This window comes from Fibrella aquatica, assembly GCF_041321135.1.
Taxonomy (GTDB): Bacteria; Bacteroidota; Bacteroidia; order Cytophagales; family Spirosomataceae; genus Fibrella; species Fibrella aquatica.
This window is the reverse complement of sequence record NZ_JBGGWF010000005.1, coordinates 201887-214422: the sequence shown is the minus strand read 5'-3', so window position 1 is coordinate 214422 and position 12536 is coordinate 201887. Positions and strand designations below refer to the sequence as shown.

13 protein-coding genes and 1 tRNA gene are annotated in these 12536 nt (G+C 51.2%); 7 read left to right on the top strand and 7 right to left on the bottom strand.

Annotated elements, in window-relative coordinates:
* Window positions 1-34 precede the first annotated feature (34 nt).
* Together ACAW87_RS14435 and ACAW87_RS14430 are read right to left on the bottom strand one after the other, a co-directional pair.
* Window positions 35-1021, bottom strand: coding sequence for a YfiM family lipoprotein (locus tag ACAW87_RS14435; protein WP_370724115.1), 987 nt, complete (start codon window positions 1019-1021; stop codon window positions 35-37).
* A 188-nt stretch (window positions 1022-1209) separates the two neighbouring features.
* Window positions 1210-1282, bottom strand: a tRNA-Phe gene (locus ACAW87_RS14430).
* Window positions 1283-1420: 138 nt separating this feature from the next.
* On the opposite strand from ACAW87_RS14430, the gene ACAW87_RS14425 reads away from it, so the two are divergent.
* The 5 genes from ACAW87_RS14425 to ACAW87_RS14405 all read left to right on the top strand — a co-directional run bounded on the left by ACAW87_RS14425 (window position 1421) and on the right by ACAW87_RS14405 (window position 5500).
* A complete protein-coding gene (locus ACAW87_RS14425; protein ID WP_370724114.1) occupies window positions 1421-2809 on the top strand; it encodes a 4Fe-4S dicluster domain-containing protein in 1389 nt (462 codons plus the stop codon).
* A 107-nt stretch (window positions 2810-2916) separates the two neighbouring features.
* Window positions 2917-3714, top strand: coding sequence for a (Fe-S)-binding protein (locus ACAW87_RS14420; protein ID WP_370724113.1), 798 nt, complete (start codon window positions 2917-2919; stop codon window positions 3712-3714).
* Window positions 3715-3830: 116 nt separating this feature from the next.
* Window positions 3831-4328 (top strand): hypothetical protein, encoded by a 498-nt coding sequence (locus ACAW87_RS14415; protein ID WP_370724112.1) that lies wholly within the window; start codon window positions 3831-3833, stop codon window positions 4326-4328.
* 6 nt (window positions 4329-4334) lie between these two features.
* A complete protein-coding gene (locus ACAW87_RS14410) occupies window positions 4335-4736 on the top strand; it encodes a hypothetical protein (protein ID WP_370724111.1) in 402 nt (133 codons plus the stop codon).
* Window positions 4733-5500, top strand: a complete 768-nt coding sequence (locus ACAW87_RS14405) for an SDR family oxidoreductase (protein ID WP_370724110.1) — start codon at window positions 4733-4735, stop codon at window positions 5498-5500. The genes ACAW87_RS14410 and ACAW87_RS14405 overlap by 4 nt, the downstream gene beginning before the upstream one ends.
* Before the next feature lie 107 nt (window positions 5501-5607).
* Here ACAW87_RS14405 and ACAW87_RS14400 read toward each other — a convergent pair whose 3' ends face one another.
* Both ACAW87_RS14400 and ACAW87_RS14395 read right to left on the bottom strand, forming a co-directional pair.
* Window positions 5608-6000: an ExbD/TolR family protein gene (locus tag ACAW87_RS14400; RefSeq protein WP_370724109.1), complete on the bottom strand. Its 393-nt coding sequence runs from the start codon at window positions 5998-6000 to the stop codon at window positions 5608-5610.
* 127 nt (window positions 6001-6127) lie between these two features.
* Entirely contained in the window at window positions 6128-6850 is a 723-nt protein-coding gene (locus ACAW87_RS14395; protein ID WP_370724108.1) for a MotA/TolQ/ExbB proton channel family protein, read from the bottom strand.
* A gap of 168 nt (window positions 6851-7018) precedes the next feature.
* Here ACAW87_RS14395 and ACAW87_RS14390 point away from each other — a divergent pair, with 168 nt between their 5' ends.
* The gene (locus ACAW87_RS14390; RefSeq protein ID WP_370724107.1) at window positions 7019-7654 is read left to right on the top strand and encodes a phosphatase PAP2 family protein; all 636 of its coding nucleotides are present in this window, start codon (window positions 7019-7021) and stop codon (window positions 7652-7654) included.
* A 290-nt stretch (window positions 7655-7944) separates the two neighbouring features.
* Window positions 7945-9759, top strand: coding sequence for a translational GTPase TypA (typA, locus tag ACAW87_RS14385; RefSeq protein WP_370724106.1), 1815 nt, complete (start codon window positions 7945-7947; stop codon window positions 9757-9759).
* A 111-nt stretch (window positions 9760-9870) separates the two neighbouring features.
* Here the strand turns inward: typA and ACAW87_RS14380 are convergent, their stop codons facing one another.
* The 3 genes from ACAW87_RS14380 to ACAW87_RS14370 all read right to left on the bottom strand — a co-directional run bounded on the left by ACAW87_RS14380 (window position 9871) and on the right by ACAW87_RS14370 (window position 12529).
* Window positions 9871-10485 (bottom strand): hypothetical protein, encoded by a 615-nt coding sequence (locus tag ACAW87_RS14380; RefSeq protein ID WP_370724105.1) that lies wholly within the window; start codon window positions 10483-10485, stop codon window positions 9871-9873.
* Window positions 10486-10523: 38 nt separating this feature from the next.
* Window positions 10524-11849 (bottom strand): LVIVD repeat-containing protein, encoded by a 1326-nt coding sequence (locus ACAW87_RS14375; protein ID WP_370724104.1) that lies wholly within the window; start codon window positions 11847-11849, stop codon window positions 10524-10526.
* Between the two features lie 200 nt (window positions 11850-12049).
* Window positions 12050-12529 (bottom strand): META domain-containing protein, encoded by a 480-nt coding sequence (locus ACAW87_RS14370; protein WP_370724103.1) that lies wholly within the window; start codon window positions 12527-12529, stop codon window positions 12050-12052.
* Between the last annotated feature and the right edge of the window lie 7 nt (window positions 12530-12536).

Sequence of the window (12536 nt, the reverse complement as noted above, 5' to 3'; positions counted from 1 at the left end):
TTATCAACGACACACTACACTAAAGCGTAACTCCTCAGAAATATAGTCCCCACAGCTTCGGCTTTGGCAAAATCTGAAGCGTGGGCATCGGCACTTTGATGTAGTTCATCACGTGCAGTACCGAACGAACCCAAGGCTTTTTTGGCTTGAACAGCTTTAGCAGGTCAATATCCGGAGCCAGATAGATGTCCCACAGCCCCCCTTCTCCATTTCGCGTAGGACTCCAGGTATTGGCATCCAGCCCCATGCCGACCGAAAACTGGAGCCAATCGGGCCATTGTTGCTTCATTTTTCGACCAAAAAGATGTTTCGGTGAAAACGAAAACCAATACGTCTGATTGATATAATCGTCAATGGAGAACGGTTGCGTTTTTATACCCCGGTGATCAAAGTATTTGTTGGTCCGTTGCCAGTAGCTGAGTTTAAACTGACTATCGCGGAAAAACGCCGAGCGGTTCTGCAGCATGGGCCAGAAGCCTCCCAACGTACCCAACGCTACATCGGCCCAACTGAACCCGTAGCGAGGCGAGAAACCATCTTTAAACTCGATGCTCAACTGTACGAAGGTTGCCGCCCCGACCGCATACCACTCGGCCCGGCGCTGAGCCACACCCGCCCACCTGAAACCGCCATAATAAACGTCGGCCGTAAAGATGCCCCCCAGCAAATGTCCCAGCTTATCCACATTACTGGCATACCGGAAGTCACGGCCATCGTCGAGGTGGAAATTTGTGTAGCCTTCACTCCACCATTTGTTTTCCAGGTAGACATAGGTAGCCCCCAGCGACAAGACGGATGAGCCAAGTAACAAACCTGTTCGCATTCGACGGGTAGACCGGGCCAACGTATCGGGCAATGCAATCGACTCCGAACGGATTAGAGAATTTGTAGTGAATGTTGCCAGTGTATCGGCACGTACCTGAGGTTGATGAGCAACCGCTGTCGTATCAGCTAGCACTGTACCAGGCGTGTACGTCAGCAGGTAGCCGAAAAGACAAAGCAAACGGATACGGATAGGCATTTATGAGGTTGGTCTGACAGGCGGGTTACCTCAAAATTACCCGAATTTCTCTCTTGACCGCAATCGGGGAAACCGTATATTTGCCACTCATTAAAAATGGTATGCATGCATACTATCCAACTCATCGACTTCACTCAGCACATACCAACAAAAAAGCCTTCCCTAGTTAGGGAAGGCCTTCTTCGCGGTGGTGATGGACGGAATCGAACCGCCGACACAAGGATTTTCAGTCCTTTGCTCTACCAACTGAGCTACATCACCGCGACGTCTGTGTTAAACGTGGGTGCAAAAGTAGGCGCAGAAAGCATGCGTTGCAACCCTATGACAGAAAAAACTTTTCAAATTAAACAACCTAACCGCCTCTGAGTTGACCCTTAGCCGATTAACCTGCTAAAAAATATGGACCTGATTCAACAAATTCTATTCGCTGCGGCACTTATCGTAGCTGCCGTGGTCATTACCCGACGGGTTAAGTACATTGCCGGGGCCATAAACCTGGGTCGGCCCGAAGACAGAAGCGACAATCCGGGCGAGCGATTTAACCTGATGCTGCTCATCGCTTTCGGGCAGAAGAAGATGTTCACAAACTTAACGGTGGCCCTGATGCATCTGGTTATCTACGTCGGTTTTGTCATCATCAACCTCGAAATTCTGGAAATCATCATCGATGGGTTACTCGGCACCCACCGCGTGTTTGCGCCCTACATCGCGCCCGTTTATCCGTTCCTGATCGGTGTATTCGAAGTGCTGGCGTTTGGGGTACTGGCCGTTTGCGTGGTATTTCTGACCCGCCGTTACCTCACCAAAGTGAGTCGACTACAGCCCGAAAATCACGAAGAGATGCGTCCACAGTGGCCCCGCCTCGACGCCACGCTTATTCTGATCTTCGAAATCGTGCTGATGATCGCCTTCCTGACCTGGAATGCCTCAGACAGCGTATTGCGCGACCGTGGCGTGGGTCATTATGGCGAATTGCAGGGTGTTTTGCCCGATTTCCTGATCAGTCAGTACCTGAAGCCCCTGTTCACCGGCTTAAGCGATGGTGGTTTGGTGGCCTACGAACGGTTCTCGTGGTGGTTCCACATCATCGGCATTCTGTTCTTTGCCGCTTACGTCACCTACTCGAAGCACCTGCACATTGGCTTGGCGTTCCCGAACGTCTATTTCTCAGACCTTCAGCCTAAAGGCGAGATGAAGAACATGCCGAATATTACCAAAGAGGTACAGCTAGCGCTCGGCATCGAACCGACCATTGCCGAAGACCCTGCCGGTAACGCAACGCAAGACAACGAAAACGGTGAACAGCCATCTGATCTGGGCAAATTCGGGGCGAAGGACGTGCCTGACCTGTCGTGGGTCGACATCATGGGGGCATTCTCCTGCACGCAGTGTGGGCGCTGTACGGCCGCCTGCCCCGCCAACATCACGGGCAAAAAACTGTCGCCGCGCAAAATTATGATGGACACCCGCTGGCGGGCCGAAGAGATCATGACCGGCAAGCAAAAGAACGGCGCCGACTACACCGATGACAAATCACTGCTGGGCGACTATACAACGGTAGAAGAAATCAACGCCTGCACGACCTGCCAGGCCTGCGTCAATGCCTGTCCCATCAACATCAACCCGCTGAATATCATTCTGCAAATGCGTCGTTACAAAGTGATGGAAGATGCTCAGTCTCCCGCTTCCTGGAACGCCATGTTCAGCAACGTAGAAAACAATCAGGCCCCCTGGAAATTCTCACCAAGCGACCGCTTCAACTGGGCCGACGAAATCAATCAAAAATAAAGTTTGTGGTTTGTAGTTTGATGTTTGTGGTTGCGCTGCCCAGTAACCCATTCGTGCTTGGCAGCGCAACCACAAACATCAAACTACAAACCACAAACAGTAAAGACATGTCTGAAAAAACATACACCGTACCTACCATGGCCGATATGATGGCCGCTGGTGATGAACCCGAAATCTTGTTTTGGGTGGGTTGCGCCGGGTCGTTCGACGATCGGTATAAGCGCGTTACGCTGGCGTTCGTGCGCATCCTGAACCATGTTGGCATCAAGTTCGCCGTGTTGGGACCGGAAGAGTCGTGTACCGGCGATCCGGCACGTCGGGCGGGCAACGAGTTCCTGTTTCAAATGCAGGCAGTTAGCAACATTCAAGTGCTGAATGGCTATAACGTGAAAAAGATCGTAACGGCCTGTCCGCACTGCTTCAACACGCTCAAAAACGAGTACCCCGACCTCGGCGGCAACTACGAAGTCATTCACCACTCGCAGTTTCTACAGCAGCTCATCAACGAAGGCCGCGTAAAAGTAGCCGACGGTCAACCGTTCAAAGGCCGCAAAATAACCTTCCACGATTCGTGCTATCTGGGTCGGGCCAATAAGATTTATGAAGCGCCGCGCGAGGTGCTGGCTTCGCTCGACGCCGATCTGGTAGAGATGAAGCGCGTGAAGGCCAATGGCCTCTGCTGCGGAGCCGGTGGCGCTCAGTATTTTAAAGACGCCGAACCAGGCAAGAAGGAAGTCAACGTAGAACGTACCCAGGAAGCGCTCGCTACCGGTGCCGACACCATCGCCGTAGCCTGCCCGTTCTGCATGACCATGATGAGCGACGGCGTGAAAAACCAGAACCGCGAAGACTCTGTGAAGGTCTACGACATTTCGGAACTGATCGCGCAAGGGCAGGGGTTGTAGGATTTGGGAATGACGACTTACGATGTACGATTTACTTACTTTGCCGCTGAGCCAGCCGCGTTGATTGGCGAAGCAAATAAATCGTATATCGTAATTCGTAAATCGTAATTCAGATCGTGCTTATCTCTTTCGACCAAATAACGCCGGAGGCCCGTTTGTGGGTGTATCAGGCAAACCGGGCGCTTACGGCCGACGAAACAACGGCCGTTGAAATGACGCTGCAACCGGCACTAGCCAACTGGGCCGCGCATGGACATCCACTACTCGCCGCAGCGAAGGTTGTCGACGGGCGGTTTCTGCTTTTGGCAGTCGATGAAGGCGCGGGGCTTCCCAGCGGCTGCTCCATCGACTCGTCGGTGCATTCGGTACAGGCGGCCGGTCAATTACTGGAAATCGATTTCATGGATCGGTCAGTAGCGTACCTGGACGCCGAGAATACAGTGCAGAGCTTACCGTTGGGTGGTTTGAAAGCTGCGTTCGCAGAAGGCACGCTGACACCCGAAACGATCGTTTTCAATACGCTGGTCAAAACAAAAGCCGAATACCTTGCCGCCTGGCACGTACCTGCCGCTCAAACGTGGCTGAAACGGTACATTAAGCCGGTGACTGCGTAACCGATTATGAAAAACCCTTTTTTTTATGTGTTGCTGGCCGTGCTTGTTGTTCTCGACGGTTGGCTCATGTCGCACCCGAACCTGCTTGGCCGGGCCGGTATTTTCTTCTACGATTATAACTACCTGAAAACCTTTCCGCGCGCCCTGGGCACCGTATCAGCTGTGGTTGGCGTGGCGATCTTACTAACAGCGCTGATTAGCCGGGCGGGCAAAACTGTGGCGGTACTGCTACTTTCGGTACTGTTGGCTGCAAGTGGTTACTGGCTATTTACCAGCGCTATTCAGTTCAACGAAGGTGTGTATAAATTAACAGGTGCAGGTTTTCGGGCTGGCGCCATTCTGTTGCCGGGATTAATCATGCTGGTCGTTGGCAAAACGCTATATGACCGAATTTCCCAACGATCATGAACAAATTATTTTCGCTTCAGGGACAACGTGCGCTGGTTACGGGCGCAACAAAAGGCATCGGCGAGGCTATTGTGAAGCAGTTTTTGCAACTCGGTGCCGCCGTCTTTGTGGTGGCGCGCGACAATGAACTGCTCCAGCAACAGCTTACTGAATACCGGCAGCAGGGCCATGTAGTCGAAGGCCTGGCTATTGACCTAAGCCAGCCCGACGCCGCCCGAACGCTGGCCGATACAGTGAAAGAGGTATGGGGTAGCGTAGGTATTCTAGTCAATAACGTAGGCACCAATATTCGTAAACCCACCGCCGATTACGCTGCCGACGAGTATGATTACGTCCTGAACACGAACATCCGTTCTGCTTACGAGCTTACTCAGGCGGTTTATCCTCTATTGAAAGCCACCGGCCAGAGCAGCATTGTCTTTGTGTCGTCGGTGTCAGGCCTGACTCACACCAGCAGCGGATCGCTTTACGGCATGACCAAAGCGGCCATGAATCAGTTAACGCGCAACCTGTCGGTCGAATGGGCGCAGGATGGAATCCGGGTCAACGCCGTAGCGCCCTGGTACATCCGCACCCCGCTGGCAGCGCCCGTACTTGATAATCCTGAGAAGTTGCAGGCTATTTTGGCCCGAACGCCTATGAATCGCGTCGGCGAACCCGAAGAAGTAGCCTCAGCTGTATCCTTCCTGAGTATGCCCGCCTCCAGCTACATCACTGGTCAGGTACTCGCCATCGACGGCGGCATGCTGGCGAATGGGTATTAAAAAGAGTTTGTGGTTTGTCGTTTGAAGTTTATGGTTGCGCTGCTTAAGAGCCAGATTGTAGATCGGCAGCGCAACCATAAACTTCAAACGACAAACCACAAACTTGTTTATTTCGACGTTGCCATCACCATTTTGATGTTCAACTTGGCGCCGGTTTGTAGTACGTCGACCAGGTCTTGGACCGTCAGTGTTTTATCGAAGCGAACCACGATCGTAGGCTCATCGATACCAGTCATAATCGTTTTCAGTTCTTCCTCCAGCGCTTCGGTGGCTACCGGCTGCTTATCGATGAAGTATTGCTTATCCGCATCAACAGAGAGCGTTACCTGTTTCTTGCTCAGTTGCTGAGTAGCGGCAGCTTTCGGCAATAACAGCTTGATAACGTTTGGATTGGCGACTGTCGAGATAATCAAAAAGAACAGGAGCAGAAAGAACATAATGTCGTTCAACGACGACGTGGCCACCTCGGCAGCAAATTTTCGTTTTCGACGAAGCTTCATAGAAGAGAGTCTAAAAGTTCAAGGTCTAAGGTTCAAAGTCACGCTGCCAAAGCCAACATGACTGCCTTAGCAGCGCGACTTTGAACCTTAGACCTTGAACCGCGGCGGCGGACCGCTTTAGACTTTTTTATCTTACTCGCGCTGTTTCAGTAGGTTTCTGGAGGACTTCCATGAATTCGAAGGCGTTCATTTCCAGGCGGAGCGTGAAGCGTTCGATCATCATGTTCAGCAGGTGATAACCCGTGTAGGCAATGACACCCACGATAAGGCCCGAGCCCGACGTGATCATTTTTTCGTACAGACCACCGGCAATGATACCGACGCTAATATTGTCGGAGAGCGAGATGTCATAGAAAATTCGGATGATACCGGAGATCGTACCGATAAAACCGAGCATGGGAGCAATACCGGCAATAACGCCCAGGTAACCCAGATTACGATCCATGCGCGACAGTTCAATCTGCGCAACGGTTTCGATGGTACCCTCAATTTCTTTATTAGATGCAACGCCCACCCGGCCAACAGCTTTCTCGAATACGCGACCAATGGCCGTTCGTTGATTTTTACAGAATGACTCGGCCGATTTCACGTTACCCTGAAGCAGCATGTCTTTTACGTTATCGACAAAACCAGGGTCTACTTTTCCCTGTTTCCCGATCAGCAGCCAACGCTCAGCAATGAGGTAAAGCGTGGCGAAAAAAAGGAAAGCGATGGGTACCATAACCCACCCCCCTTTGGCTACAAGGTCGAACAGGCCGAGTTCTTGGGTGGTAGCGGCCGCCCCATTGATGGCGCTGGCAGTAGTATCGGCAACGGCCGATGCGGAAGGAACCTGAAGCAGAATGGTCATAGACAGGAAGTAGCGGAAAATTTTGATCGTCGCAACGTTCAGCAAACACAACGCGCAACATACGGCGAATCGTATGCCAAAGATAACAAAGCCCGCAACGCAATGCCGATTCCGGTAGATAATAGAACGGCGCACACCAATATAGTAACGTCTCCTACCTTTGTACCCATGACGTTTTCTGCGCTGTTCCGGGCCAACCGCTTTTTCTTTCTGACGTACTTGCTGCTCTTTTTTACCGTGGGTACGTTGATGCTGCTTTACACTAAAGAGCAACTCATTCGGTTCGTTAATGAACACAATAGCCTGATTGGCGACGCGCTATTCCCATACCTGACGTACCTGGGCGACGGTGGTTTTGTCATTGTTGTTGGTGTGTTGGTACTGGTACTGAACCGCCGGGCTGGTGGGCTCATTCTGGCCAGTTTTGCTATTTCGGGATTGATCAGCTTATTTCTAAAATGGGTCGTTTTTCCCGAACGCCTGCGGCCGCTACGGTACTTCGAACATTCAAACTGGCAGTATCACCTGATTAAAGACTTGCACATCAACGAATACAACAGTTTCCCTTCCGGCCATACCACCTCGGCGTTTGCCCTGTATAGTATGCTCGTTTTTCTGTGGCGGCGCAAAGCCTGGGGTTGGCTGGGTACGTTGCTGGGCGCTGTGGCGGGTTACTCACGCGTATACCTGTTTCAACACTTCGTAGAAGACGCTTTTGTAGGCTCCCTGCTGGGCGTGCTAACCTCGGTAGCTATCGTACTATATTACCCAAAACGTTTCGGAACGCTTCCATCACTGAGTTAACTCGCTTTACATTACTAAACTCTAGTAATCTAGCGGAATTGTACAATAAAAGGAGGCAATAGCTCTGATTGCCCTCATGCGCATTAATATGTTGTAAATATCTGTTTTACAGCATAACATTTCGTACCTTTGCGGGAAAATTGCCTGTGTTTCTTTTAGAAGTCTTGAAAGTCATTGTGAAGTAGTGCAGAGTCTGGAAAGTCGTTAAGCGATGAAGATGACTTTCCAGACTCTGCACTACTTCACAATGACTTTCAAGACTATAGGTAGTGACACTTTTCAAACATTGTATGCAATCCATCCGCAATATTGCGATTATCGCCCACGTTGACCACGGCAAAACTACGCTGGTCGACAAGATTATTCACGCGTCGAAACTTTTCCGCGAGAACCAGGAATTCCAGGACCTGATTCTAGATAGCAACGACCTGGAACGTGAGCGTGGCATTACCATTGTTTCGAAAAACGTATCGGTTCGTTACAAAGACGTTAAAATCAATATCATTGATACCCCAGGTCACAGTGACTTCGGCGGTGAAGTAGAGCGGGTACTGAAAATGGCCGACGGCGTTTGTTTGCTCGTCGATGCTTTTGAAGGTGCCATGCCCCAAACGCGTTTTGTACTGGGTAAAGCCCTTCAGTTGGGCCTAAAGCCGATCGTGATCGTTAACAAGGTCGACAAAGAAAACTGCCGCCCCGACGAAGTGCACGAACAGGTGTTCGATTTGATGTTTAACCTCGGTGCTACCGAAGATCAGCTTGATTTCCCGACCGTATACGGTTCGTCGAAACAAGGCTGGATGGGTCCGGACTGGAAAACACCAACCGACAATATCACGTACCTGCTCGATACCATCATTGCTACCATTCCTCCGGTACCCGTTAACGAAGGAACGCCACAGATGCAGATCACGTCACTCGACTATTCGGCCTTCGTTGGTCGGATCGCCATCGGACGTGTTCACCGTGGTATCATGCGGGAAGGTGCCAACATGGCGCTGGTGAAAGCAGACGGTACCGTGAAGCGCGTAAAGATCAAAGAACTGCAAACGTTCGAGGGTCTCGGCAAACAGAAAGTAACTGAAGTACAGTGCGGCGACATCTGCGCCATCACGGGTCTGGAAGATTTCGAAATTGGTGACACCATCACGGATCTTGAAAACCCCGAAGCACTGGAGCGCATCTCGGTGGATGAGCCAACGATGAACATGCTGTTCACGATCAACAACTCACCGTTCTTCGGTAAAGAGGGTAAGTTCGTAACGTCACGTCACCTGCGCGAGCGTCTGTACAAAGAGATCGAGAAAAACCTCGCCCTGCGCGTTGAAGCCACCGACAGCGAAGACCGCTTCCTGGTCTACGGTCGGGGTATTCTTCACCTTTCTGTCCTGATCGAAACCATGCGTCGTGAAGGATACGAACTGCAGGTTGGTCAGCCACAAGTGTTGTACAAAGAAGATGAGAACGGCCAGAAACTGGAACCGATCGAAACCCTCGTTGTCGACGTACCTGAAGAGACGGCCGGTAAAGTAATTGAACTGGCTACGCAACGGAAAGGCGAGCTGCTGATTATGGAACCGAAAGGCGACCTGCAGCACCTTGAGTTCGACATTCCATCACGTGGTCTGATCGGTCTGCGCTCAAACGTACTGACAGCTACATTCGGTGAAGCCGTTATGTCGCACCGGTTCAAAGAGTATCAGCCATTCAAAGGTGCCATTCAGGAGCGTATCAACGGTTCATTGATCTCAATGACCAGCGGTTCAGCCACAGCCTACTCGATTGACAAACTCCAGGATCGCGGCGTATTCTTCGTTGATCCGGGTGAGGAAATCTACGCAGGTCAGGTAATCGGCGAACACAACCGTCAGAACGACATCGTGGTGAACGTACAGACTGCCAAGCAGTTGACCAACATGCGGGCATCCGGTTCAGATAACAACGTGCGGATTGTTCCAAAGATCACTTTCTCGCTGGAAGAATCGATGGAATACATCCAGAAAGACGAATATCTGGAAGTAACGCCCAAGTCGATGCGTATCCGTAAGATCTACCTCGACGAGAACGAGCGGAAACGCAACGCCAGCAAGTTCGCCATGGCGTAAAATTAATTACGACATACGAATTACGATTTACGAATTGGGCTCCGCCGTTCAACCATATTGGTGAATAGCGGAGCCCAATTCGTAAATCGTAATTCGTATGTCGTAAATCGTTTAAAAGCTCATTCCCAACCTCACCGCCAGCCGATTATACACCCGGCTTTCGTCGCGGCGGATGTCATTCCATTGCAGGGGTTTGGAGGCTTCAACATTCTGGCGTTTATAGCTGACCGACATGATGAAAGCGGCTTTGGATGGCTTACCAAATCGCAGACCGATTCCAGGATTGAGCATCAGGCCCCCACGCGTCAGTTCATTTCCCGATGTTGCTTTGTTGAGCCACGTAATGCCGTAGCCAACATCGGCCGAGGCAAAAATCTGTACATTATCATCATTGGGCGTGGCCAGATAATAACGTATCCCCGCGCCTACCGGCATCAACAGCGCGCTAGCGTACCAGTCGACACCCACCACGCCACCAACCGCCAATCGGGGCCTCAGCAGTACACCGTTGAATGTCTGAAGCGTCAGGCTGAGCCTGTTTTCTACCACTTCGGCTCCCGACCCTACAATCGTCGGATAAGCCACGCGCCCGAAGAGCCCACCTACTTCGGTATAGTTTACAAAGGGATAAGTACGCTTCGTCAGCGGCGACTCAGCAACGGGTAGCTGCGCTTTGGCCAGACCACTCAGGAGCAGTAGCCAGCAGAGTATATAGTGTGGTTTCATATAGAGTGAGGTCGGGGGTTAAGCCGAAACCAACGTACCTAGCTAAAATCAGGGCGTGTAACTGGAATCTTACTCAACAAACGCAAGCTTCTCGGATTAGTGTAATCAAACTGGTAAAAACCATCTTTCCCGATCAACAGCAACGTTTTCTGACCAGACACGCCACCCATTGGAATCACGTCGTAGGCCTGGAAATCTTCCATATACTGCTGTAAATTCTTGTCGACCTGCATGGGATCGCTGACGTTGAACGACTTCAACCCGTAAGCCCCTTCGCAAATGAACAGGTTCGGAAAATCGACGCCTAGGCCGTGGGGGTTACGCATCGGGTAACTTTTTACCAGCTTAGGATTGGTCAGGTTCGTAATATCAACCACGTCAAGTTGATTGGTAAAGCCCTGACACGTGTTGCCCGAGCGCAGCGTTACGTAGGCGGTATTGTCGTTCACTACTACCGGGTCGCAAACGCGCGCGTGCTGGAATACCGATAGCTGCTTTGGCTTGGCGGGATCGGCATTATCGTAGATGAGCATGCCCGTTTGTGAGCCGATAAACAGTTTGTCTTTGTAGGGAAAAATAGTTTCGATACCCCAGCCCATATTGACCGTGCTGCTGAACGACGGTTTCGACGGTTGCTGCACGTTGAACAGCTTCATGTCTGACGTAGAAACGGCGTACAGATACTTGTCGTACAACGCAAAACGCGCCATTGACCCACCTGTACCGCTTGTGCCGTTACCAGGCGCGGCTGACTTGTTATCAGACGATGCACTGGCAAACTGCATGGTGCCCCACCAGCCGCCACCCCACCAGCCACCAGCCGCTACCGGAGACGCTTCACAATTGGTTTTGATGGTCTGTTTTACGTACTCAACTTTCTGATCCTGAATAATTTCGTTCCCATTCGAGGTTGAATAATACCAGCTTCCGCCATCGAACTGCCCTTGCGTGAACACCTTCTCTGAACGGGCTACTTCGTGAATATTGGTCAGGTCGCTGATGTCGAGCGTGACCAGATCCATATAGCTATCGGCATACAGGAAATTGTCGCGAACCGCCATATCGCCATTACCCGGAATGTTGATAAAGGCCACTGATTTGGGCGATGACGGGTTGCGGTTATCGATCACGTGAATACCCATCTTCAATTCGTTGATGAAGAGGTAGCCGTCTTTCGTGTAAATCTTACCGGGATTAACCAGTCCGCGGGCGCTTGCCACATTCAGACCCATACGTACCTGATTCGGGGTGAGCGCTACCGGCGTGTATTGCCGGAACAAACGCGTTTCATTGCATTGATCGGTGCAGGCCGAGTCGATCAGCATCAGTGGGGCCAGCAGCAGGAAGTAGAGTACTCGTTTCATGATATAACGTGTTAAGGAATGTTAACAGCATGACCCGCCTCATTTTCATACGGTTGTAACCAGATCAAAAAAAATCGCCCGGCAGCAAAACCACCGGGCGATCGAGTCCTACACAAAATATCTTAGAGACCCTGGATTTTGGACATTAGATATTGGACCAGCTAAAGCATCTAAAATCCAACGTCCAAAATCCAGCATCTTTACTGTCGTTTATACACCAACACGCCGGGCGATGAACCGCCATAGCTGAGGCGAAGCCGTTTATTTCCGGCTAGTTCAACTTTATTAACAGCCCTCAGCCGTTCAAAATAGGTATCCTCGAACTGCATAGCTGCCGGTGGCCCCGCCATTTTAGTGGCACCAAGGCCACTCACCGAGCCTGTTCCGGTTGGTCCCGATTCAATAGAAGGGCGTTGGCTAAAAGCCGCACTGGCGAAGTACTGATTGACCGACGATCGACCAGTCAATTCCAGCCCATAGTGCTCAATAAACAACGGGCCCGTGCTGGCGATCCGAAGCGTCACCGTATACTCAGAGGCGGGCTCAATCAACACCCAGTCACCGGCAATCAGGTCGGGGTCAGCCACCGGGATAATCTCCTCTTTCTGTTGTGAACACCCTGCCATAATCAGCAGACTGAGCCACAAAAAAGTAAGCCTGGTTAATGGCAACTGTTGCATAATACAC

Excerpts from the sequence above, each read along its gene's own strand:
- ACAW87_RS14435 (WP_370724115.1), bottom strand. The coding sequence starts at position 1,021 with ATGCCTATCCGTATCCGTTTGCTTTGTCTTTTCGGCTACCTGCTGACG.
- ACAW87_RS14425 (WP_370724114.1), top strand. The coding sequence starts at position 1,421 with ATGGACCTGATTCAACAAATTCTATTCGCTGCGGCACTTATCGTAGCT.
- ACAW87_RS14420 (WP_370724113.1), top strand. The coding sequence starts at position 2,917 with ATGTCTGAAAAAACATACACCGTACCTACCATGGCCGATATGATGGCC.
- ACAW87_RS14410 (WP_370724111.1), top strand. The coding sequence starts at position 4,335 with ATGAAAAACCCTTTTTTTTATGTGTTGCTGGCCGTGCTTGTTGTTCTC.
- ACAW87_RS14405 (WP_370724110.1), top strand. The coding sequence starts at position 4,733 with ATGAACAAATTATTTTCGCTTCAGGGACAACGTGCGCTGGTTACGGGC.
- ACAW87_RS14400 (WP_370724109.1), bottom strand. The coding sequence starts at position 6,000 with ATGAAGCTTCGTCGAAAACGAAAATTTGCTGCCGAGGTGGCCACGTCG.
- ACAW87_RS14395 (WP_370724108.1), bottom strand. The coding sequence starts at position 6,850 with ATGACCATTCTGCTTCAGGTTCCTTCCGCATCGGCCGTTGCCGATACT.
- ACAW87_RS14390 (WP_370724107.1), top strand. The coding sequence starts at position 7,019 with ATGACGTTTTCTGCGCTGTTCCGGGCCAACCGCTTTTTCTTTCTGACG.
- typA (WP_370724106.1), top strand. The coding sequence starts at position 7,945 with ATGCAATCCATCCGCAATATTGCGATTATCGCCCACGTTGACCACGGC.
- ACAW87_RS14380 (WP_370724105.1), bottom strand. The coding sequence starts at position 10,485 with ATGAAACCACACTATATACTCTGCTGGCTACTGCTCCTGAGTGGTCTG.
- ACAW87_RS14375 (WP_370724104.1), bottom strand. The coding sequence starts at position 11,849 with ATGAAACGAGTACTCTACTTCCTGCTGCTGGCCCCACTGATGCTGATC.
- ACAW87_RS14370 (WP_370724103.1), bottom strand. The coding sequence starts at position 12,529 with ATGCAACAGTTGCCATTAACCAGGCTTACTTTTTTGTGGCTCAGTCTG.